The sequence below is a fragment of the Fibrobacter sp. UWR4 genome (assembly GCF_003149045.1).
GTDB lineage: Bacteria > Fibrobacterota > Fibrobacteria > Fibrobacterales > Fibrobacteraceae > Fibrobacter.
The window spans coordinates 80,880-105,888 of record NZ_QGDU01000006.1; the positions used below are offsets into that span (position 1 = coordinate 80,880).

Sequence of the window (25,009 nt, forward strand, 5' to 3'; positions counted from 1 at the left end):
GTATACTGTTTTTTCTAGATTTGGCGGAACCATGGGTAGCGTGATTATTGGATGTCTTACGGCGATTTATGCTTTGCTGTTCCTATTTTTCATAATAGGGATTATCCGGACGCACCGTTACAGAGGTCCCAAAGCCACTCCCTCGGTGACGGTAGTGGTCCCCATGCGAAACGAAGAGGAATTCGCCCAGCGTACACTGGAAGCGCTTGCGGTCCAGGACTATGTCGGGGAATGGGAGGTCATTTGCGTAGATGACCGTTCCACGGACTCCACCAGGGAAATTCTGGAAAAGTTCGCCGCCGACCACCCGAAATTCCGCGTGCTTTCCCTGGATCCGAACCTCCCCCAGATTGCAAGCCCCAAGAAGCGAGCCCTGGAAAGCGCCTTCAAGATTGCCAAGAACGAAGTGCTGTTGACCATGGATGCAGACTGCATTCCCCGCAAGAGCTGGATTACCGCTATGGCAGGGCGATTCACCGATGGTATTTGCATCGTGCAGGGACCGAAACAGAATAACGGCACCCGCACTATGCCCCACCTGTTCCAGAAGTTGGAAACCTTGGGCTACACCGCCATGGAAGCCGCAGGATTCAGCTGGGGACATCCGATTGTTGCAAGTGCCGCATGTCTTGCCTACAAGAAGGACCTGTTCTTTGAAGTGGGCGGTTTCGGCGACCTGATCAACCTGAGCAGCGGCGATGACGACATGCTCATCCACAAGATGATGAAAATTCCAGGAACCAAGGTCTGCTACAACCTGGACAAGGACGCCGTCATCGAAACGGAACCGGTACACACCTGGAAGCAACTGTTCAACCAGCGCGCTCGCTGGAGCAGCAACGGGACCAGTTACGAAAGCAAGCCCTATATTCTGTTACTGACTTTGATTTACACCTACTACATCTGGATGTTCATCAGTCCCTGGTGTGTAGCATTCTTTGACTGTCCCTGGCAGTGGTGTGCCTTCAGCATCCTGCCCAAGTTTATCATCGACTTCATTTTCCTGGGTATTGCTTCCTGGAAGCTGCACAGCAAGAAGAAGATGATTGCATTCATCCCCACGGAACTGATTCAGATCCCCATGATCGTATTCTGTGTGCCTGCAGGAATCACGGGCGCATTTAGATGGAAATAATAACAGCTGATGCCGACCTTCGTCAGCATGACGTAGTTCAGCAGCTTACAGCAATTGTCCGCGAGCCCAGACGATGGCGGTGTCCGCATCGGTAATTTCACCGTCCAGCTGCAGTTCAAAACTTTTCTTGATGAGTTCACCCATTTCCTTGCCAGGTTTCACTCCAAGATCCATCAGCATCTTGCCTGTGAGATAGGCTGCAGGAGCCTTCTCGTAGACGCCTAGTTCTTCTGCACGGGCCTTGAAAGCCTGAGCGAATGCGGTACGAGATTCCGTGGCATACATAGGATTGCTCTGCAGGAACGCAATGTACAGACGGAGACCGGAAAGTTCTACAGACAGGCGGCGAATTTCGGCGTCTGTAGGAATGCTTGCCTGAGGTTCATACTTGAATATCCGAGAGAGCAGGAGGGGCACTCCCTTGGTAAGCTTAATCTCGTTGGTAATGCGGGCAAGGAACTTCAACGTGTCTGCAGGATTTCCTGCCAGGAGGCCAGCAAACATGAGAACCATACGTTCGTCGTCATTCAGGCCCTGGACTGCGGAAAGGTTGTCCAGCAACTCACCCAACGCGTTCCAGTTGGCGGCGTCGCCGGCAACGGACAGGGGGCGAATTTCCGGGAAATACTCATCCAGTTTAATATCCAGGAAAGCCTTCAGCCCGAGGGACGGCTTGCCCGGTTTCAGAAGCCACTTCTTGAATTCCTCGAAAAGACGCTCGATGGAGAGATCATCCAAAGAAAGAGTGCGGCACATTTCCACCGTTTCGGGAGCGAGAGCCAGCTTGAAGCGGCTGGCAAACTGCACCCCGCGAAGGATGCGGAGGGAATCTTCGGCGAACGCGGGACCTACGTGACGGAGGAGGCCTGCCTTCAGGTCCTCTACCCCATTGTAGGGATCGCAGAGGGTCAGATCCGGAAGTTCCATGCCCATGGCATTGATGGTAAAATCCCGACGGAGGGCGGCCTCCCTGAATGTCAGCTTTGCATCCGTATGGACAACAAACCCGCGGTGGCCATAGCCCACTTTACTTTCTGTACGGGGGAAGGAAAAATCCAGAGACAGTCCCTTCATGGCCAGATGGATGACACCGAAAGCCTTGCCCACTAGATTGCAGCGGCCATACTTCGAGAGGATTGCCACTAGGGAATCCTGCTCCATGTCGTATACTTCGATATCATAGTCGCGACAGTTGCCGCCCAACATGGCGTCTCGGACCCAGCCGCCCACCAGATAGGCACGGCCGCCGGCTTCACGAATTTCACCTGCAATTTTCAGGAGGCGGCCGGGAAGATCCGGCTCGAAGAACTTTCCATCAAGAGTCTGCACCTGAGCCATGCGCTACCTACTGGAAACTGGATGCATCCGCAGGTTCATTAGTGGGTTCTTCAGCTGGCTCAGGTTCCTTGGAAGATTCATCCGACACGTTTTTATAGCGGTCGCGAATGCTTACGGTTTCCTGGCCGGAGGAATCCTTCAAAGCTTCGGAAACAGAAACTTCCTGCTTGGAAGACTTGGTGGAATCACTTGCGGCAAAGCGATCATAAATACTCTGGCGGGACTGGGCATCAGCACCCTTCTTCTGGGCCTCCTCTTCACGGCAGACACGCAGTTCCTCTTCGATATAGGCTCGCTGGTCCGGAGAATAGGTCTGTGTATTGAGACGGTATTCGATTTCCTCGCATACAAGCCCCTGACGTTCACCTGCACAAGAGGTGATCAGGGCCACCAGCAGTACAAAAAATAACCAGACTAACTTATCCATCGTTAACCTTAGTGGATGATAATGAACTTGCCCTTCTTCGCCTTGGATGAAGTCTTGACCACATAGTAATAGACGCCTGGAGAAACCAGTCGACCATCCTTGCCACAGCCGTCCCAGGTCATACGGCCTCCGATAATTTCGCTTCCGGAGAAAGAGCGAATGAGGGAGCCACCGCGATTGAAGATACTGACTACAGCATTTTCAGCAATGTTATCAATAATGAAATTCTTATGGACCTTGGGGCGGAAAGGCATAGGATACGCCTTCACGGCCTTCGCGGAGTCGGTCATGAACTTGGATGCGTCACGGGCTTCCATACGCTGCAGTGAGCTTACGCCCATTTCGTGAGAGAACCAGACCTTACCCTGAACCGGGTCAACAGACAAGTCGCTCACACGATTGCAAAGCATGCCTGCACGAGCAGAGAAATTTACAGCCTTCAAGGTGTCGGGAGACTTGCCGGTAAGGGATACCATATAGGCGCCATGATCAGCCGTACCCACCCAGAGATTGCCATGAGGATCACTGTCAATGGAGGTGTATTCAGCTCCACTAAGCCCCTTCACAGAAGTGGGCGTAAGCAAGGTATCGCGTTCTTCATCGTAATACACAAGACTTGACGCAGTAACCATCCAAAGACGTTTCTGGACAGGTTCATAGACCATATCAATGGGAGCAGTAATACTGGAATTAGTCACCGTCTTCACATTGATGCGGGAAAGTTCACCGCCGTTGGACTTGGGGGAAGGGAACGTGATAATGTCCAGGCTACCCGTAGAGGAAAGGCCATCTTCACCACGAGTTGCAGCGTATACAACCCACCGTCCATCGTCGTTAATAAAGGAATGTAAAGGAGCCGCATTAAAGAATTTACCTATATGATTAGCGCAGACCACATCTCCGCTCTTACTGAAATACGCAAGGCTATACCCTTCAAAGGAGCCGGCAATCGTGATGAAACCAGAACTGTCCGGAGCGGGAACAATGGATAGGGAAATGATGTAGGAGGACTTGCCGTCATAGGGATCCAGACACAAGCCACGGTCCTTATTCGTGTCGTAATCCCAGCGGGTTCCCCAGTCGGAATATCCATAGTAGCCCATACCCCAGGCATGGAACAGGACATGACCATCCGGTAGATAGCTGAAGTTCTTTAAGCGAGAAGCAAAACCTGTGGAGCCGCTACCCACAGGCGCGGCAATGGGCTCGCTAGTCCAGTTGTGGCCATCGTAGAAACTGAATTCACCTTGCGTGGATATGGCATAAACGCCTCCTGCAGGGAAAGCCTCCACCTCATAGGTATCCGTCAGAGGGAAGAACGCGTTATCCACCAGGTCCGTAAGGGTTGTTCCATCGTAGAAGAACAGAGCCTTAGGTCCCACCAGATAATGACCACCATCTGCAGGGATAACCTGCTTGATCATGCTACGGTCATATTCACCCGCAACAAGGCCCTTATCGTCAAACACATAGATATGTTCCTTCAAGGACGGATCATCAAGGGTCTTTCCGTCTACCACCACCTTAGTGGAGTCCCAAGGTTCCATGCCCTTCACGACACGTTCTTCAGGAAGCTTGATCCAGCTATCCGGATCCACAAGGGAAATGTCGGAGTCCATATGGTCCCAGTCCATCTTGCGGGCATAGGCGCCTTTATCCAGCTGGACAAAAAGCGTATCTCCATCCGCCAGGACCTTGTTCACCTTGTTAATAGCCAATGACTGATCGCAAATGCGGTTAATCGTCAAGACGGAATAGGAAAGAGGTGCATTAAAGAACGCCAATCGGTCTTCGAAGCCGATGGTCATAATGTCCTTACCCATAGTTGCAGCACCGGGTACCACATCGCGCTTGTTCGCGGCATAGGACCTGTTCACCGCACGCCAGCTCAAGGCATTACCATTCAGCACAGAAACGATACCTTCGCGAGACACCGCAAAGTAGCCCTTGTCAGAAGAGGCAATGGCATAAATTTCTGATGACTCCAGACCATGTTCAGAATGGTACACGTAATCACTGGAGACCGACCGATAGCGAACCCCACCACCAGTAGCGACCATCAGGCCCCCGTTTTCAAAAGGGACCGCATTATAGATCGGCAGCGGGCTAGAAAAGTTTTCCCACTTGTCCGCAGCAAAGGCGGCAGACAACATGAGACCCGAAAGCAATGTAAGGAGTTTTAACTTCACTCCATAAAATTACGAAATTTCAAGGACGCAAATGGGACGGACTTTCTAAAACAGACATAGGTATGTCGGGATTTTCAAGATCCTGGAGCCTTGCACTCCTACCATTTCGCAATTTTACTAGGGCGGCATTACGTCTTCTCCATAAAACACAACGTGGCATCCCAAAATCCCGGGACATGGCTGATAGGGGCACTCCCGCAATGAAGGACCCCTCCACCACAATCCTTTCGGCAGGAGAAAGTTCCTCCATGAACAAAGTAACAAGGTCCTGCATTCGTTGACGTCTGGCATTTTCATTGTAAAATGCAACAGCGTAGTTAGGCACGGCACTATACTCCCCCTGTTCATCCATCAAGCTTGACATGGGCGTTTCCACACAAACCTTGCGAACCTGATCACAATACGTAGTGCGGACCACCCTCCGGAACCAGCCCTCCAGGGAACTGCCCATATCCAAGTTCTGGGCACTCCTGCAGAATTTCAAGGCGACATCTTGAAAAAGATCCTTTGCAGCATCCTCCGACTTTGTCTGACGGGTGCATTGTTTGTAAATTTTAGGAGCGTATTTTAACCAGACATTTCCAATCCAATCGTTTGGTCCATCTGAAAAAATTCCTTGTTTAGGCATATCGTTAAACGAGAATTTTGACAGCAGACTTTCAGTTGAGCGTAAAATTATGAATTTATTTGATAAAGTAAAGACCTCTGAAAATTTTGCAATCAAGTGTTTGCAATCGTTAAAGTATTGCGCCCTTTTTACATTGCTCCCCTTGACGGCTTTCGCAGAAGAGTTCAATATGAATTCCATGCCTCCTCCGGACATGTCCATGGAGTATTCCGCAGGCGCATTGAAGACAGGCTCCAAGCTGACCGTGCACATCACCATCCCAGACAACTGGCATGTGAATGCAAACATTGCCGCCGATGAATTTCTGAAGGCATCCTCCATAGAACTTTCGGCAAAGGGTATTACTTTCGGGGAACCTGTGTGGCCCGAGGCGATTAAGGAATATAGCGAAGCACTGGATATGGAAAATCTCGTATTCCGAGGCTCCTTCAAGGTGGAACTACCCATCGACAGCGTCGCCGCCGATTATGACAGCTTGACCACGAAGGCCACCTTCCATTACCAGGCCTGCGACAACTCCATCTGCCTTGCTCCTGCAGAAAAGACCATTTCCCTGGACGGCACAGATTTTTTCGGAGACGGGAGTCGCGCACAAGGCGCTGACGCGCAGGCTTCCAACGGCACAGCGGAAAACAAGGAAACTTTTGCCATCCCGATGGATCCGTCCGTAATGGGACAGGACGCCAAGACGGAACAGCCTGCAGAAGAATCGAGTGTCACAGCCGAAGCACAGAACGTAAGCGTCCCGGATGCAGAAAAAATACAGGATGGAGCTGCTGCCGGCACTTTGGCACTTCTGTTCTTCGCTTTCGTAGGCGGTCTTATTCTCAACTTGATGCCCTGTGTACTGCCGGTCCTTTCGTTGAAGCTTTTCAGTTTGATCAAGCAGGCTGGAGAAAGCCGCGGTCGCCTCATAGTTCTCGGGATAAGCACTGCTGCAGGAATTCTTGCTAGTTTCTGGATTCTTGCCGCAGTCATTACCGCTGTCAAGATCGGCGGGGGCAACGCTGGTTGGGGAATGCAATTCCAGAGCCCAGGCTTCATCGCCTTTATGGTCGTCATCCTGACCGCATTCGCCATGAGTTTCTTCGGGGTCTTTGAAGTATGGCTCCCGTGGGGTGCTACCACCAGGATGGACGAAGCGGGACGTAAGTCCGGTATTGCTGGCGCCTTCTTTACAGGAGCGCTCCTTGTATTGCTCAGCACACCCTGTTCCGCCCCCTTCCTGGGAACCGCCATGGGATTCGCCTTTACGGCAAGCGCCCCCGTGTTGTTCCTGTTCTTTACGGCAGCGGCCTTGGGACTTTCCCTCCCCTACCTGTTGGTAAGTGTATTCCCCGCTGTTTTGAAAGTTTTCCCGAAACCGGGCCCCTGGATGGTAAAGCTCCAGAAGGTCATGGGCATCCTGTTGCTCGCTACCGTCGCATGGCTTCTCTGGGTGGTAAACGAACAGGCAGGTACTTCCGGCGTCGGAATTTTCGCAGTCGTTGCAGTTGTTGCAGCAGCTGCCAGTTTTATTGCCGGGAAGTTCGCCCCGCCAGGAGTCGCCTTCGGTCGTGAACTGGGTATTTTTGCAGGCGCCATCGCAGTCATGGCAGCCCTCTGGTTTGCCGTTCTTGCCCCCAAGTACGAAGGCGTGGTGCAGGCTCGATTCGACGCCCGCATGGCAGAAAAGATGACGGAAGACGGATGGTACCGCTACAGTCCGGAACTCATGGAGGAATTCAAGGCCGCCGGACGTACCGTTTTCGTGGACGTTTCCGCTGACTGGTGCCTGACCTGCAAGGCCAACGAAGCGGCCATCCTGAACCGTGAGGAATTTACCCACGCCATGGACAGCCTAAAGGTAGCCCGCGTGAAAGCGGACTGGACCCGCGAAACACCTGAGGTAAACGCACTGTTAAGAAGCCTCGGCAAGTCAGGCGTTCCCGCCTACGCAATCTACCCCAAGGGCGATGCTAGCAAGCAGATTGTATTGCCGGAACTTTTGACAACCAGCGGAATCGTGGAAAGAATTGCACCGTAGCTACTTGAATTTCACCATCTGATACTTATGGCCGATTTTCACAATGTAGTGACCCGCATTCTTTAACGATACATGGGAATCATCAGACCCCAGCATTCCCTGGTCCACCACATTGCCATTTAAATCCGTGACCACGTAGGCCTGCTTCGCAGGTTTCTCTCCATCCACCACAATTTCAAAAGTGAATGGACCGGTCATTACAATGTGGAAACTAGGCTTGACGCCGTGGCCATTAGAATTACTGGAGTTCGGCCTATCTGAAGAGCCGGAGGAATTAGGCTTGCCGTCAGATTCGCCGTTAGAGCCATTGCCATTTTCAGCAGCCTCAATCGAGTCCTTTTCGGCCTCCAAAGCGGCATTCAAGTCTTTCAGATCCAGGAAGAATTCAAAGAACGCCGGAACAGATGTTGTACCCGCAACCTTCAAGAAATAGATCTTGGACTTTTCATCCTTCAGGGCGGAGGGGTCCACCATTACGTAAAGGGTATCCACACCAGATGTTCCAATCGTGCGGGAAACAGAAGGATCGAGTCGTTTAAACCTGCCATCGGAATTTCCGTAGATTGTCAGGCCGTCCGTCTCGAGAGTGTAAGGCATTCCCGCAGCTTCGGAGGGAGAAATGTACAAAGGTCCAAATTCAGGGTTCTGGTTATCCGGATAGAGGAAAGTGATATAGACAGGCAGCAATTCTCCTGCCAGACCGGAGCCAGAATAAACGTAATTAGATCCATTGACCACTACACCATTGGTATCCATTTCTCCTATTGGAGTCCTATACATCACATCAGGAGTTGTCTGGGAACGGAATGTGGTTATTCTCCTGGTTTTTCCATCAACATAAGCAAACAGGGACCACACTCCGGCAGGAATGGTAATGTTCTTTCGATCAACCTTAGGAGCGGCAATGTCCGTAAGGTCAATGCCACCTCTATTAATCATGCCCAAGGTCAACGGAGTCGCCTCGTCCAAATTAAAGGACATTCCCTTTACAAGGAAATACTCCATCCTCACTCCACAACGAGTAAGAATTTCATCTCCACAGCAATGAATTTCTACATCCTCACCAGTCATGGCGCTAGCGCAACTACCATCACCAGTTTTGGTATAGCACATCTGGTAAGACTTGGCACCCGTATTCGGATCCATAACCGGAGTTGACTGCAAGCCACGTTTCTGTTGGATGAACATGTTCGTTTTTATACGAACATTGGACATAGTAGTGCGCCTATCACAGAAGAAAATGTCAATATCGTATTGCTGACCCACTTCCAATTTACGTTCGCCATACCCCTTGAAATTATCCAGCTTCACGTAGGCAGGAGCTGCAAGATGAGTTCCACCCAAATCCACCGCAAGTGTATTATCGATGTAGACCCAAATGTCATCATCGCCACGGAAATTAAAGGTAAGTCCCGGCTTATAGGTAAACTTGGCATGGGATTCAAAACAGAAGTGCTGATTGCGTTCTCCTTCCCAACGAGGCGTACCATAGCTTGACGAATTTGACGAAACAATTGTTTCTGTACCAGACTTGAAGAAGGTCCATCCCTTGGGAGCCAATTCCTGGCAGGACCAGCCAAGCACGCATATTGCACCATAACCAGCACCATCTAGTTTCAATTTTTCCTGAACAAAATCGAAGAGACTCTCTCCATTAGCAAACTGGCCTTCACAATCAAAACCACCATCCCAGCCAGGGCCATTGCAGAGCACATCAATCAAGGCTTCCTGTTCTACAGGATCAAGTTCGCGAAGAGCCGGACCGTAGAAAGTAGGACCTTCTGCAACACGCTTGATACGAGCAGCCTTAACCGGAGTCTGGGTGGGGTCTGCCGCAAGAATTGCGGCATCGTCGGTGGTTTCTACAGGATAGAAGCCACCAGGCGCCTTGGTACCTGCACTCTGATAGAAGTCAGAGTCAAATTCCCACTTACCATCTGCAGAGCGTCCAAAAGGCATATTGTAGCAGGACTTTTCGTTCACGCCTGCGGTGTAGTTAAACAACTGATTGAAGAAAGACTCGTTGATAAAGCACTTTTTACCTGCAGCGGAAAGCTTGGGCTTACGCTGCTTCTGGGGAACGTTCGGATCCAGATACTTTTCAACAATACCTGTAGTCACACCGATACAGTTATTCACATAGGCCTGTGCTTGCTGGGCAGTCAAGCCCTGAGCGCCTTGCTGACAGCCTTCGCCTCCACTGAGTGATGACGTACTATAGCAGGAGAATGCCGGATGGAGACTGGCATCCGTATCGTAAATGATGGCGGCTAAGTCATATTGACAAGCACCTTCAACCCCCTCCGGATATTCCGTATACCAGCCATCATCAGCAAAAGAAAGAAGCTGGCCTTCATCCGGCACGAAATACAGGGAATCTGTATTAAAAGCTTCAAACATCATGTTTAACGGAATTGGCGTAGCAACTTGAGAAGTTTCCCAACTTCCCTTTAGGCCAATCATATCCTCACGATGAATATCATCGCCACGATAGAGTACCACATTTTCCGGCACAGGTTCATTGAACCACAACGTATAATACCATCCGCACTTATCCGGATCCACAATTAAAGGCTTTCCAGTGACGCCTCCATCCGTGCTGATCATAGGAACAGACGACATCCATTCTTCATAATCCGGCGGAATCATTACATAGAAATATTTCGCATTGGGAGGATTGGGTCCAAAAGCAGTCTTACCCGGAGTGGTCGGATCTTCGTAAATGTACAGGGAGCCGGAAGCGAGATCAGCACAAGTAAAGGAATCTTCGGACCAACTTCCAGAGTAACCACCAATATCGTATTTTTTGCGATCAATCCACTGGGCCGGATAATGAGCACCTGCACTGTTGACGCGGAAAGTTTCGCCCTGACCGACAGCTATGGCCCTGGCTTCGTACCAACCGGAAGGGCCGACAGAAAGCTTGGGGAACATACCGCCCGCTTCCAGGGTAACCATGTCCCAGGATGCAGGAGCTTTTATATAGATGGTGCCATCACACCATAAGGCAAATGATTCCTGTACAAAAAATACCAGGAGCGCAACAACCAGCGGTCTTAAAAAAGATCTTCTAATCATCATCGATTCTCCTCGCCTTTACAGGAACCAATATCCTACGTGGAACTGAATTTGGAATGTCTTGGGAGCATTATCATCCAAATTCAAGGCTGTAAGGCCCAACATCAAACGGATACTTAAATCCAAGGTATTGGAGCCGACCTGGCGCAAGGTTCCCAAAGAGAACATCATATCCACCTCTGTTGCCGAGGTAAAATTAGCTTCCCTGTAACTTGAATTTCCCCAGGCACTTTCCACTGTGGATTCCGATCTGGACTTTACACAGAAAGAAGCTACAGGGCCCGCTTCCACATAGGCAAATTCCGGAACGTTAAATCGCAAAAGGAGCGGCACATCTATATTCCACTGTTTCTCGTAGAAGTCAATGACAATGTCGTCGTATTCATCTGGAAGAGAAGGATCATCCCACATCAAGGAAATTCCCATATCCGTCTTGGCACGACCGCGACGGAATGATGCGCCCAGTTCCACATGGGTTCCCCAATAAGGATGAAACATCAACAAGAAGGATACACCAGCATTGATGCCCATCGCCCAGAACTTCTGCATCAAATCTTCTGCATGGGAAGTCCTAATCGTATAGCCATCATACTTGCCAGCGATCTTGTCCAATCCCAAGGTGGTTCCCCAGAAATCATTGTAAGTCAATGCGGCGTACATACCCAGGTGCCACATATTTTCCCGAGCAGAGACAGTCTTCAGTTCAGATTCGGGTTCCGGTTCAGGCACAGGTTCCTCTGCCTTGGCCTGCTTTTCTACAAAGTACTGCTTTACCTGTTCTAGTTCCTCCTCAACATCATCCTTATCCTCGGTCCTGGCAGGCACGGTATCCTGGGCCACGACCTTTGCGGTATCGGTAGACGGTTTGGGAATGGGATAAGGAACAACGGGCTTGGCCGGCTTGGGCTTGGGCTTCATGGTATGTTTGTATTCCACAGTTTCGTGCCAAAGCAGAGGGATATCCAGGACTTCTTGCTGAGTTGAATCCCCCACAGAAATCTTGGAACACATGGGAACCGGCCCCACGTAGGGAGTCTGACCGATTTCGACGCCATCCACGTAAACGGACACGATGGCAGGAGCACCATCCTGTTCCACCGTCAAGGACAGACCACTAATGCCTCGAACCAGCTTTTCAGCAAAATTATAATGCTGGGCCTTGGCAACCGCCACTTCAAATTCCAGCGGATTATAGCAGGAGTGGTAAATCTGGACCGGGTAAATTCCGGGATTCAGTTCCATTTCATTTCTGGAAACCAAGGAGTCCCCCACAAAGATTTTCAAGTTATCATCATTTCCTGCAGAATCGGGATAGACCGGATCCAGTTTCAGGAAACCAAATGCAGGGGACATTTTCAGAAGGACCGTCTGGTCATTTTCGGAAATAACCACAGCGGACCCGGCATCATCGTAACGGTCCCTTACTGCCAGGAAGCGGTGCTCACCTTCTTCCACCTGAATTTTACAAGGCGTACTAGTGCACTTGGAAATAGGACGTCCATCAATACTGAGGGCAGCCCCTGCAGGTTCCGTCACCACGTTGATGATAAAGGACTTTTTCTTTTCCACCGCAAAGGAGGAATAGTCTTGAATGAAACCAAAACCGCCACCGAATCCGCTCACATTCTGCTTGATCTTCCTGAAGAAGGCTTCGGACTGGGATTCCACAACCTGGAGAAGGGCGTTCACGTCATCCCCACGGCCAGTAAAGCTACCTACCAATTTGCCGGAAGCAGTTGCATAAAGTTCTGCAGTAAGGGTCAACTGGGTTCCAAATACGGCAATATGGGCCTGGACCACATAGTCGGCCGCAATCTTACGGCCAGTTTCTGCAAGGCATTCCCCTTCACAGTCTTCCACAGTTACACCCGGCGGAAGCATGACGGAAATATTCTCGCGAGTCATGATGGTATAGTTCTGTTCTGCAGGAAGAACCCTCAAGGCGGCATTTCGCAGTTCATCCGTCATGTAACGGCATTCCTGAACACTGACCTGGGATTCCTTTGCGGCAACAGTCTCCAACACGGCAACATGAGTTGCCGCTACCGACAGCGGAAAAAAGAGCACCAACAATACAAGCAGAAACTTATTCATCTTAAAAATCTCTCTTCTTGATTTTAAGATAATTTTATTTTACAGAAAAAGAGCCCGCGGTTCCCTCCCGCAGGCTCTTTTTTTTTGTTCCATTTTGTATTACCCCGTACTTGCCCGGGGCATCAGAGAATTAGCGTTTGCCTTCCCGTTTATAACGTTCGATGCATTCCTGGTAGAATTCGTAAGTCTGCTGGGCAATAGCCTTCCAGCTGAAGACATCGATAGCGCGCTTACGGCTCACTTCACCCATCTTCTTTGCCATTTCAGGATTTGCCAGGATCTTATTCAGCTTGCTTGCGAAATCCGTCTGGAAAGCCTTGGGGTCTGCCGGTTCAAAGTTGGTTTCGGAAACTGGCTTCAGGGGAACCAGGAAGCCGGTTTCGCCGTCCACGATAATTTCGGGAATGCCGCCCACGGCGCTACCCACCACAGGAGTACCGCAGCTCATGGCTTCCAGGTTGATGATACCGAAAGGTTCATAGAGGGAGGGCGTTGCAAAGACAGTTGCATGGCTGTAGAGCACGCGCAGTTCCTCGTGAGGAACCGCTTCCTGAATCCAGATTACGCCATCGCGGGTCTTCTGGACTTCTTCAATCAGATTCTTGCATTCGTCGGCAAGTTCCTGAGTGTCGGGAGCACCAGCGCAGAGCACCACCTGGGCGCCTTCGTCGATCATAGGAATGGCCTGAATCAGCTGGCTGATACCCTTCTGGCGGGTAATGCGGCCCACAAACAGCACGAAAGGCTTGCTAGGATCCACGCCCCACTTCTTGAGAATGGCTTCGCTGAAAGTAGGCTTATAGAAATCCGGATCAATACCGTTGTAAATCACCTTCACGCGATCTTCGGGAACGCCATAAAGCTTCATCACGTCGCGCTTCATGCCCTGGCTTACCGCGATAACACCGTCGGCAGCTTCGTAAGCGGTCTTTTCAATCCAGCAGCTCATGGCATAGCCGCCATCGCCCAACTGTTCGGATTTCCACGGGCGGTGCGGTTCCAGGGAGTGAGTGGTAAGAATCAGCGGGCACTGCAACAGGCGGGAAGCGAGAACGCCGCCAAAATGGCTGTACCAGGTATGGCAATGAATGACATCGATGTCATCCATAGTGGCAGCCCACTGCAGGTTAATGTCCAGGGGCTTGAAAATCTTCTGGAAGCGGTCATCCTTCGGGGAGAGGCCAAGCTTGCGGTTAAAACCGATAGCACGGATGTTATTTTCGTCCTCGTTCTGCGGGCCAAAGCAGCGGGCCTCCACATGGCAAAGTTTAGCCAGTTCCTGAGTCAAAAACTTGACGTGGATACCTGCACCGCCATAAATTTCCGGCGGGAACTCATTCGTAAGGATAGCAGCGTTCATAAAAGTCTCCTAGAGGCGGTGTTTGGGCCGCCTTACACCCCAAATATATAACAAAATTTCGTGACTCTTTCTCACATTTTACTTTCTCTAAAATAATTGTCCCTGATTACAGCGCCCAAAGAGACACGGATGGGGCCTGGAATGAAGCGGCAAAGGACTAAATTCTCGGCAAACAGAATTTAGTCCTCACTAGAACACCCTAGACAAGGACTAAACACCAGAAAATATCCAAAATAGTCCTTGCGATTCTCTTCGAAAGAGGACTATTTCCTGAAAAAACGAATAATAGTCCTTCCGGAGTCTCGCCGAAAGAGGACTAAATGACGAAAAACCCGAATTTAGTCCTTTAAAAAGACGCTTTTTACAGAAAAAAACGAAAAAAAGATTCCCCGACATGCGCCGGGGAATCCTTGGAGTGTGTTATGTAGAGAATCTTTTTAGACTAGAAGTTCTTGCACTGGCCCTTCCAGTTACCACGTTCGCCAATGATGGGACCGTTGATGTACTTGCCGCTAGTGCCAACGAAGTCTGCCTTACGGAAGTCTTCGCCACCCAGGTGCCAACGCATCCAGGCAACGGTAGCAGCCATGCCGCCCCAAGGACCGGAACCGTGACCCCAGCCACATTCACCATTCTGGCATTCATTGCCCTGACCACCGGTCATCTTGATGAGGCATCCAGGAGCCTTGACGTTCGGGTTGTTGTAGTCGCCTTCGGCATTGGGACGCTCCATACCGCCTTCACCATAGACAATGGCGAAAGACTTGGAAGTGGAAATCTTGGTTGCTTCAGCATGGTTGAATGCGCCACTGTTATTCAATACTGCAGTAATCACACGGGAATCATTAATAAGCATCTGTTCGGACTGGAGACCACCCATGGAATGGCCGGATGCACCCACCTTGGTCATGTCCAGCTTCTGGTAAAGAGGATCGCCCGGGGTATTATTCTTCTTTTCAAGCCAATCGAGAGCGGGTTTGCCGCGGCCAGTACCATCCGGAGATTCGCTGGTTGCAATCACCACGAAACCGTGAGATGCAAGACGCTTGATAAGACCTTCGTATGCAGTAGGTTCAGTACCGCCACCGGGGCCCCACAGCACAACACCGTGCTTCTGAGTATCGGAAAGACGCTTCGGGTAAGCCAGGACGCCACCGCCGTTATCGCCAGTATGAGTCTGGTAAACCACTTCCATGTAGTTCTTGTTTTCGTCGGTATCAGTAACCAGGAAAATACCCTTAGGAGCTTCCTGGATAGGAGCGGCGGAAGAAGAGGAAGGAACCTGTGCTACAGAGGAGCTAGAAACTGCGGGAGTGACAGCAGCACTAGAAGCCGGAGCAACAGTTGCACTGGAGGCAGGATTTACGCTTGCACTGGAAGCGGGAGTCTCTGCGGGATTATTGGAAGCAGAAGAGCCCACAGTAGGATCAACTACGGTACCCTCAGAAGGATTAACAGAAGAATCGGTAGAGGCAGAAGAGCCTACGACAGGTTCACCTGTAATAGGATCCACAGAGGGAATGCTCGGGTCTACCGTGGGATCGATTGTAGGATCAACCGTAGGATCGACGGACGGATCTGCAGAAGCAGAAGAAGCCGGGGTAACTACCGGGTCATTATCGGTATTGGGACTAGAGGAATCGTCGCAGTTAACAAATGCAAGCGCACTTGCGAGGATGAGCCCCTTAACTGCAAAGCCCTTAAAGAATCGTGATTTCATTTGAACTCCTGTTGTTCTTTTTTCCCATACACCTATAAAGTACCTTGTTTTAGGAGTCAAAAACACACCTGTATACAACTTCCTGTGGACAAAATGTCAATGGGCTAAAGTTTACAAAGTGGCGAAATTCGCAAATTTTCAAGGTCTTGAATTTTACAACAACATAACAAAAAAAACGCCCCGTATCAACGGAGCGCGTTTACAAGAGTCTTCGCCGACCGAACGTTCATCTATAGATTCTAGCGAAGACGGTCATTAATAGTGGCCATGAATTCAGCGCGGGTCTTTTCGTCGGTCTTGAAACGTCCCAAAAGCTGAGTCGTCACCATGGTAGCGCCAGGCTTCTTGATACCACGCATGGTCATGCACATGTGGCTTGCTTCCAGCACAACGGCAACACCCTTCGGCTGCAATTCCTTCTGGATCAGTTCCGCAATCTGACGAGTCATGCGTTCCTGAATCTGGGGATAGCGGGCATAGAATTCCACCACGCGAGGAATCTTGGAAAGTCCCACTACACAATCCCCAGGAATGTAGGCAATGTGAGCCTTACCAGTAAAAGGCAAGAAATGATGTTCGCACATGCTGGCGAAGGGAATGTTAGGAACCACAATCATTTCGTCGTAGATTTCGTGGAAGCGGGTCTTGAGGATGTCTTCGGCCTTCTGTTCGCCAGAAAGGCTACTCATGACTTCGGCGTACATCTTGGCCACACGCTTGGGAGTTTCCAGCAAACCTTCGCGGTTCACATCCTCGCCCATTCCTTCAAGAATCATCTTGAAGCCGTCTTCCATCATCTTTAAGTTCATAAATGCCCTCTAGTTATTGCGACGAACAATTTAGAAAATAGCAGCCGCTATAATTTTGAGTCTATTCCGAAACGAGTTCGGAATGACGTGGGGAGGTTCGCCATCCCGACTCATTCCGACGTATGTTTTTACAGATTGCGGACACAAAGGGATTGTACTAGAGGGTACAGGTCCTTGGGGCACTCCACCGTACGTTTACTCCGCAGTTTTCCGTAAGAGCCCGATAGCAGTTCAACGCAATACTGGGTATCGCTATCCTTTTCAGTGGCGCTCCAGAAAATATTTGCATGGAATGTATTTTTCTCGTGACACTCGTCGGAGGGATTTTCGTAGGTCCATTGGATCGGATTGGTATTCATGTAGCGACTGTCTACGGGGATTTCCAGATATTTTTCGCCCATAAATTCCGTAGTGTCCGGAATGTGATATCCAGAAGGGCAGGATACGCGGGCAACATCCCAGGTGACATATCCTTCCTGGCCACCCACCAGAGTGACGCTATTCAAATCAAGCGTCCACTCGCTATCACCGCACACACTATTCTGCTGAGCCAGAGCGCTCCAGTCCCCAACGAATTTTTCAAAACAGGCGCTTGCATCTTGCACGTCTGTAATCAGCACGTCCTTGCCGGAGGCCTTTTCACGGACGAACAAATTTGTAGAATAGAAATAGGCATCATATTTCTTGGAATTAAGCGTCACCGATTCCACGGAGATGACGTAGGCTCGCCGTTTAAACTCATAGACGACGCCATCCATTTCCTTTACATACAGAGAATCGCTTTCGTAGATTCCCCCGGCGACATCCTTTTCTGTCATGCCTTCGGGAGGTTTCATGTCCCCGCTGAAAAACAGGTTTACCCACTGGTATTTCCCAAAAATGTAGATACAGCTGTATAGACCTGCGGCACGTTCATTCCAGTAAATGGAACCGCCCTTCACATCTTCGCAAACCCCGTACAGAGCTTCGTAATCTCTCAGGGCCGTAGCCTTGTCATCCAGCTTTTTCCAGCCATTCTTTTCGCAGGCATAGTAATCGTCACCATACTTAAACTCCTTTCCAATCAGGGAATCCACACAAAGGAGGCCATCTTCCTTTTCTGGCGGAGTCAACAAATAATCAAGTGCCACACCCCAACCATCGATATTGCAATAATAAACGATTCCATCATAGGAAATTTTCGTGCCCACCTGATTAAGAGTACACTTGTCCTGCTTTAAAATCGGAGGAATGGAATCCCTAGAAGAAAGCCTTTCCCAGGAGGCCGCACTGGTGCTAAGCCACGGTTGTTCCGCCTTGCAAATATAGTAGAGTCCCTCATACTGCGCAATTTTGTTGTGAGACAGGTAATTGCATTCTGTATGATAGTAAGTGGTAGGAAGAATTTCTGTCCAGCCGCTATCGGTACATACATAATAATCAAGTGCAGAAGACTTCACCATTTTATCCAGGGAATAATCCGAACTGTATACAGAGTTTCCTGCACATACACCTAGTTCATAAGATAGGGAATCAATTTCTCGCCAGAAATAAATACCATCCCTATACACGCCGAATTTTTCACAGCGAACATAGGAACTATCCAGCGGGAAGCGTTTTTTATCCAGAGTTCCTTCACAACGTCCTAGCTCACGAGCCGCACTAGCATCCCTATAGAGAAAATCCTTGTGAAGGTAAAGAGTGTCGGACTTGTCCTGAAAATCGGAGTCCTTAAATTCCTTGGACCACACGCAATCATTTTCGGAACAGAGGCAAGCCCACAAGGAACTGTCCTCATACGAAAGCCACTGCACTCCATTTTCAGGATGAAGCCTGCTGCATCTGCCATGGAAAACAGTCATTTTGTCGGCACCATCTTCTGACAAAATCCACATGGAGGATTTCCTTTCACAACGGAATACGCGATCCCCTATATGTGCCAGATTGGATTGCGAATTGCGACAAATCCCCAAGGTGTCTTCCATGACATTCCAGACTCGCCAATATCCCCACAAGCTGCACAGGCTGGCCTCGTCATCTTTGACAAGCCTTACTCCATCATACTGGCTGTATTTATTCCTGAGGGCAATAATGGTTTCCGTGCTGACACTTTTCCCGAGAGTATCGTTATACACCTTATTAAAGAGCTTTGTTCTCCTTGCAAATGTTTCCAGATACTTGGATTCCCTCAGTCCTTTTGATGTAAAGGACCAGCCGGAATCCGGAATCATGGATTTAAACAGTGCGTCTGCCAATTTCGCCTGCTCAATAGAATCCATCAGGACGCCCTTTGCAATCCGTTCGCGCAAGTTTTTAAAATCGCTATAGAAAACAGAATCCGATACAAAGTAGCGGCAAAAATAGTAAGGTACCCCATGTTCCAAGGACTGTTCTACACCTTGGTAGAGTGCAGCATTAAAAACAGCGTAACCCGTTTCATCATCATAACCCATGCCTTTCAAAATTTCCTGGAGAGCCTGTTGGCGGGCATCCCTAAAAGACAGTTTCTTATCCTTCATCAGGATTGTCATTCGATCAAAGGCGAGAGCGGCAACTAAATCCTGGGCGCTACCGTTATCTTTGAGGAATGTGGTGGCTGTAGGTTCAGTGACATCTGCATATTGGGAAAATTCCATGGTCTTGGAAGAGCCTTCCATAGGGAACAACGTCACAATCTTTAGGTAGGGCGAAGCTAGATCTTTCCCCTCAAAATAGAAGTACGTATTGGCTTTATAATTGACACTGACGGAAGGACTATCCTTCAGTTCCATTTCCAACGTATCCACAGGATTCAAGTCATAATCCAGCGTAATGGCAAGGACCTGCTTTGGAACCATGCCTCGTAAATAGGACACGTTTCCCTGAAATTCCGCTTCGGAGAAATATTTACCGTCTGCAGTATAGTGACCCACAACCTTTTCACCGTCATCGGAGCAGGAGGCAAGAATCAGCGAGAGAATTCCAACTGCGATAAAAAAGAACTTCCTGTACATAAACTACTAATCCTTCACGCACACAACCTGCACCATGGGGAACAAATCCTTGGGGCATTCTACAATCTGCATCTTGAAATATTCATCATCTGTGCGATTAGCCTGCTCTGCACAGTAGTGGGTTGTTTCATCCTTTTCGTCGCTGGTCCAGAAGATGTTGTAATACATATTGACCACAGAACGGCAATCATTATACAGATCTCCTCGGCCAACCGTAATGGGATTATCATTTCTGTTCTGAGAATAACCAAGGACGGTTCCATCTGTGGTGTTATGATCTCCCATATAACGCAAGTAATCCTCCAACATGAATTCCTCGGAACTGGGAACATGGAAACCCGCAGGACAGAAGGTACTAGCCTTCTCCCAGGTCACGTAGGATTCTGGAGAAAAATCATAAATCGCCAAATACCACATTTGAGCTTCATTGCGTTCGCCGCATTGGCTCGTCTCACGAACACGGGTCTTCCATTGAGCGTAAAAATCGTCAAAGCTTTCACTTTTCTCCGTTGTGTTAGTCAAGTCGACTTTAACCTTATCGGAACCCTTCAGGGCATGTACAAACAGATGATTGTTATAAAAATAGGATCCATATTCCGTCTCCCCTATTATCATCCTGTAATTCAGCAAATTCGATCCATCGGTTTTCAGGAGATAGGTCATCTCCCCAATATCCACCTGATAGGTATTGTTGCTAATGAATTTTCCCTTGGGCAGTTCCTGGATCAATTCCTCCGGGAACTGGTAAGGAGAAATGGGAAGTTTCATTTCTTTCCAGCCCCAGCTTGAACAACCAATTACACCTTCTACCTTATCACTTAAATAAACGGATGTTCCCACCGTCTCGCTACATTTACCCGCTTTCAAGGCAACATCATAGGCAGCCTCCTGCTGAGCGGTATACATTTTCCAGCTCCAATGGGCCGCAGTATCACACTGAAAATATCCATCGTCATAAATCAGGGTGGAATCATGAAATTCCGCATTGCAGAGATGTCCATCCTTTACGGGAGATGTCAGGAGACTGTCGGGAGCCACAATCCATACGGAATCTGCGCAGACATACACCGTACTGTCATACTGTCTCATCAGACCGGAATAGTACCCGTCACAGCGAATATTCTGGATGGTGGGCGGGTTAGCTTCTTCCTCGGAAAGGACTTTCCAGTCCCCATAACCACTCCAGCAATTTCCAGAACAGCCCGGTATGCACATGTAATAAGTGCTATCGCAGAATACAACTTCTCTGCCATGGCTTGAATTACAGACATTCCCGTAATACTCCGGAGGATCAACCACCTTCCATTTGGAATAACCTTCATACTTCACGTACCTTCCGTCGGGAAGAACCCCCACCTGACCAACCGTAGCGTCACTGGGCATCCAGAATTCTTCGTAACTGATGGATTCCCACATACCCCAAGTGCTGTTGCAACGAACATAAGTAGAATCGTCCAGCTGGAACTTCTTGCCTTCATTCTCGGAGCCAATCTCGCATTCTCCAAAGGCATAAACCGCTCTAGCCACAAATTCCTCGCGGAGGGCAGTTGAATTGGACGAATCCGTCGTAGGTTCATATTCCGTCCAGCCGCAATGAGCATCCGATTCGCAGTGGCAATGGTACATGGTATCCTGATAGACGCGTACTCTGGAGGTATTGCTATGGCGATCGCATACACCGTAGAGATAGCTTAGGATAGTATCTCTTTCGCTGGTCTTTTGCCAGATGTACGAATCCTTGGCGCAAACATAGTAATCATCCTTATACTGCTTGATATGAGAGCTGTCATACAGACATATACCTATGGAATCTTCCAGAGGAGAGACCAGGCGCCACATGGTCCAGGATAGGGAGGAAATATACCTTTCTTTATGGCCATCCCGCAAGAAATGTCTACCATCAAAATCGCTTTTCTCGTTCTGAACTGTCTGAAGAGACCCGATGGAATCCGAATTCCGATACATGTGAGTTCCATACACTTCATCCCATAGAATTGCATAAGTGTCAGTGATCTTATCCATCAAGCTATCACGGGCACTCATCTTATAGTCATCGCCAGAATCGGAAATTTTCATCTGGAAACGGAGGGCGTCATCGGCCACATGGAGCTTTATGGCGGAGTCCAGCAATTCACCCTTTTGATAACGTTTCTTCAATTCTTCAAAATCGCTGTAGAATACAGAATCGGATTCAAAATAGCGGCAATAGAAATAGGGCAGCAGAGGATCGACGGTAGAACCATAAACCATCCCGAACGCGGCTTTCAATTCCGATTCCGCAAGAGTTTTCGCATCCTCATACTTGAATCCTTCCTTTTTCATCAGATAGGTTTCCCGTTCAAAAGCTAGTGCACCTACCAAATGCTGAAGCTGAGCATATCCGCCGACGACGTTCAGATACTGACAAAATTCCATATCTACCCCATCCTCAGAAAAAATGGAAACCACCTTCACTAAAGGGGATTCCAAATACAGGGGCTCCGAACGGAAAGAATAGCTATAGGAACTCCCCACTCCTCCTATAGAGATTATACCTCCCTTTACGGGCAATTCTATCATATCAATGGAATCCAGGTCACTGTTTAACAGCACTAGACGTACGCCCGTTGGAGTCATCGTGCTTGCATATTCTACAGCCCCCTGCACAATCGCAGGAGAAAATGCCGTTCCATTTTCATCAAAGCGGGCGATAACCGTCTCCTCCCCTTCCGAACAAGAGATAAGACAAAGCCCGAATAACAAGAGCATAATTAAAAAAAACGTCCTAATCATAAACTACAGAACCTCTCATTTAATCAGCCGTCATTTCTCGCCAGCCAAGTTGATAATCACACTTATAATGAACGCCATCCACAATGATTTCTTTGCCATTCATCCTAAAGTTTCCATGATTGCAGGCAACACCATTCTTGATTTCTACATCCTCCAGAATTCGCCACTTATAATTACGTCCATCACATACATAGTAATCATCATTCAACTGTCTAACAGAATCAACGTTTACCGCAACGCAAGCTAAGCCATCGATAAACTCATCCGCATCCATTTTACGCCAGCCATTACGATAATCACACATATAGAAGTCGGATCCCTTAGAGATAATCTGTTCTTTTACACTTTGGTTTCCGTAATTACAGACCTTTCCATCAATCACTTCGTTTTCATTCAATGCGCGCCATCTCATATTGCGACCGTCACATACATAGTAGACATCGTCCAACTTGTTGACATCATCCACAACTTGATCAAAACAACGAGCACCCTCAAGAACTTCGTTTTCTTCGGTTTCTCGCCAGCCCCGAGAGGAGCACAAGTAATAGACGCCGTCCTGCAATTCGAGGACATCCCTTGTCTTGCTAGTGCAGGGAATTCCATTTACAATCTCTTCCGCGGACATCTTACGCCATCGGCGATTTCTGCAAACATAATAGTCATCACCAAATTTTTCCACAGAATCCTGAATACTGTTTGTACAGAAATGTCCTATAGAATCCGGCGGCATCACAAGACTATCGGGAGCAACCTTCCAATTACGAGTATCGCCGTCTTCCAGGCACACATAGAAAATATCATCGTATTTTTTTAGGGTATACAGCAAAAAGCACGTTTGTTCATCCTTCACAGGCGGCAGAACATCCTCATCGGGAATACGACGCCATTTCCCATACGATCCCATAGTCAGTCCAAAGGCCTCGCAGAGAAAATACTGGTCTCCCCCGTTCACTTCATAATGCACTATTTCGCCCGGGTTAGCACCCATACATGAATGATTATAATATTGAGGAGCCTGGATTTCTTGCCAGCAATTTAAAACCGGCAAGCAACCATTTGTTTTGGTGCGTACATAGAATCTTCCATCCGGAAGTTCCGCATATTCATCCTCCTTGCCGCTGCTGGGCAAGTAATATTCTTCATAGCTGATGCGATGCCATACAGTCCACCGGGTATTGGAAACCTTCGTTTGCATTTCAGTACAGCCCACAAAAATGGAATCTTCTAAAATTCTCTTGTTGTCCGGAAACAAATCCATGGAACAAGGGCCAAATTCTGTAGTAGCCCGATTTTCAATTTCCGCTTCCTCAAGGCTTGCCCAATAGGTCAAATCCGATTTCGTGAAGGAATCCATCCAGGTTTCATTATGGCATAGATAATCTACACCATTGGAAGATCTAATACGTTCTGTATTTCTTTCACATTTTCCCATCGCCGTCGTAAGCCATTCACTAACGCCTATTTCCATCCATGTACTAGAACCCACATTACACTTGTAATATTTTCCGTCAGTTTGTGCATAGGACACATCAAGCTTATAGCACACCCCAATGGATTTTTCCAGCGAGGAAACCGTTCGCCAGCCTTCATCATAAATCCAGGTTTCCCCATAAAATTTTCCCTCTTTTGCGTCAATGAAAACAACGCTTCCCTTGTGAGGATTGAGGAGCGTATCCAAGGGGAGCTGATAGCCAGCCTGATAAAAAGCCATTTCAGGATCCTTATATCGCAAGCTTCCTTGACGAGACAAATCATATATTTCATCGGCAATACGAATCTTGATGGAATCACTTAAGCAATCATGATTCCTGAGATAATGCCTTAATTTTTTGAACTCATCGTAGAATACAGAATCAGGAGCTTCCCAAAGACAATAGAGATAGGCATTGTCATCCGCCTGATTTTTCAGGGCACTGAATAAGGAAGGATTATAAAGTTTACCGTTAAGGGCAAACACCTTTTCCATTTCTTCCAGGACATCCCTTCGGACGTCCTTCAATCTACCCTTACTTTCCTTATACAGTCGTTCAATTCTTTCCGCAGAAATTGCACTGAGAAGATTAAGTTCTGGATCATCCTCATTTGTAATATCCACATAGTGGGTAAACTCCATCATCTTACTGGATTTTTCCATATCAACAAACAGATGGACTTCCACATAGGGAGAACCCAACTCCTTGTTACTGAAGGAAACACTAATTGAATTACCATACCCGCCTATTTCAGCATCAAAAGTGTCCTTGGGGGTCAAGCCATAATCCAGAGAAACGATTTTCGCTTTCTTCACGGTCCTATAGGGTAAGGAAAACTTCACCTTTCCACGATAGGAGCCTGGTGAATATCGGACGCCTTCTTCGTTAAAGCGCTCCAAGACAACTTCTTCAACTCCGGAGCTACTTTCTAAGAAGCAGCCGGCCATGAAAAGCGCAGCGAGTAAAATGACAACCAAATTCTTCATGTC

At 48.6% G+C, this 25,009-nt stretch carries 14 protein-coding genes; 2 read left to right on the forward strand and 12 right to left on the reverse strand.

Annotation, left to right across the window (positions count from 1 at the left end):
• The first annotated feature begins 31 nt into the window (after positions 1-31).
• A complete protein-coding gene (locus BGX12_RS03820; protein ID WP_109734764.1) occupies positions 32-1,135 on the forward strand; it encodes a glycosyltransferase in 1,104 nt (367 codons plus the stop codon).
• 45 nt (positions 1,136-1,180) lie between these two features.
• Here BGX12_RS03820 and BGX12_RS03825 read toward each other — a convergent pair whose 3' ends face one another.
• Genes BGX12_RS03825 through BGX12_RS03840 form a run of 4 tightly spaced genes read right to left on the reverse strand, consistent with a single transcriptional unit; the run spans position 1,181 to position 5,897 of the window.
• Positions 1,181-2,473, reverse strand: a complete 1,293-nt coding sequence (locus tag BGX12_RS03825) for a CCA tRNA nucleotidyltransferase (RefSeq protein WP_109734765.1) — start codon at positions 2,471-2,473, stop codon at positions 1,181-1,183.
• A gap of 7 nt (positions 2,474-2,480) precedes the next feature.
• Positions 2,481-2,900: a hypothetical protein gene (locus BGX12_RS03830; RefSeq protein WP_109734766.1), complete on the reverse strand. Its 420-nt coding sequence runs from the start codon at positions 2,898-2,900 to the stop codon at positions 2,481-2,483.
• An 8-nt stretch (positions 2,901-2,908) separates the two neighbouring features.
• Positions 2,909-5,089 carry a gliding motility-associated C-terminal domain-containing protein gene (locus BGX12_RS03835; RefSeq protein WP_146196237.1) on the reverse strand — a complete coding sequence of 727 codons (2,181 nt, stop codon included), beginning with the start codon at positions 5,087-5,089 and terminating at the stop codon, positions 2,909-2,911.
• Between the two features lie 19 nt (positions 5,090-5,108).
• The gene (locus BGX12_RS03840) at positions 5,109-5,897 is read right to left on the reverse strand and encodes an RNA polymerase sigma factor (protein ID WP_158278157.1); all 789 of its coding nucleotides are present in this window, start codon (positions 5,895-5,897) and stop codon (positions 5,109-5,111) included.
• Here BGX12_RS03840 and BGX12_RS03845 point away from each other — a divergent pair.
• Positions 5,887-7,743 (forward strand): thioredoxin family protein, encoded by a 1,857-nt coding sequence (locus tag BGX12_RS03845; protein WP_233246246.1) that lies wholly within the window; start codon positions 5,887-5,889, stop codon positions 7,741-7,743. The two genes, BGX12_RS03840 and BGX12_RS03845, sit on opposite strands and share 11 nt — an antisense overlap.
• On the opposite strand, the gene BGX12_RS03850 is transcribed toward BGX12_RS03845, so the two are convergent.
• From BGX12_RS03850 to BGX12_RS03885, 8 genes are all read right to left on the reverse strand, one after another.
• Positions 7,744-10,824, reverse strand: a complete 3,081-nt coding sequence (locus BGX12_RS03850) for a fibro-slime domain-containing protein (protein ID WP_109734769.1) — start codon at positions 10,822-10,824, stop codon at positions 7,744-7,746.
• Positions 10,825-10,839: 15 nt separating this feature from the next.
• Positions 10,840-12,915 carry a PEGA domain-containing protein gene (locus tag BGX12_RS03855; protein WP_109734770.1) on the reverse strand — a complete coding sequence of 692 codons (2,076 nt, stop codon included), beginning with the start codon at positions 12,913-12,915 and terminating at the stop codon, positions 10,840-10,842.
• Positions 12,916-13,045: 130 nt separating this feature from the next.
• On the reverse strand, positions 13,046-14,275 hold the full coding sequence (gene glgA, locus BGX12_RS03860; RefSeq protein ID WP_109734771.1) for a glycogen synthase: 1,230 nt from the start codon (positions 14,273-14,275) through the stop codon (positions 13,046-13,048).
• Positions 14,276-14,717: 442 nt separating this feature from the next.
• A complete protein-coding gene (locus tag BGX12_RS03865) occupies positions 14,718-15,995 on the reverse strand; it encodes an alpha/beta hydrolase (RefSeq protein WP_109734772.1) in 1,278 nt (425 codons plus the stop codon).
• 239 nt (positions 15,996-16,234) lie between these two features.
• Positions 16,235-16,804 carry a GTP cyclohydrolase I FolE gene (gene folE, locus BGX12_RS03870; protein WP_109734773.1) on the reverse strand — a complete coding sequence of 190 codons (570 nt, stop codon included), beginning with the start codon at positions 16,802-16,804 and terminating at the stop codon, positions 16,235-16,237.
• 128 nt (positions 16,805-16,932) lie between these two features.
• A complete protein-coding gene (locus BGX12_RS03875; RefSeq protein WP_109734774.1) occupies positions 16,933-19,776 on the reverse strand; it encodes a hypothetical protein in 2,844 nt (947 codons plus the stop codon).
• Between the two features lie 6 nt (positions 19,777-19,782).
• Positions 19,783-22,191: a hypothetical protein gene (locus tag BGX12_RS03880; protein ID WP_146196239.1), complete on the reverse strand. Its 2,409-nt coding sequence runs from the start codon at positions 22,189-22,191 to the stop codon at positions 19,783-19,785.
• Between the two features lie 376 nt (positions 22,192-22,567).
• The gene (locus tag BGX12_RS03885; protein ID WP_109734776.1) at positions 22,568-25,006 is read right to left on the reverse strand and encodes a hypothetical protein; all 2,439 of its coding nucleotides are present in this window, start codon (positions 25,004-25,006) and stop codon (positions 22,568-22,570) included.
• Between the last annotated feature and the right edge of the window lie 3 nt (positions 25,007-25,009).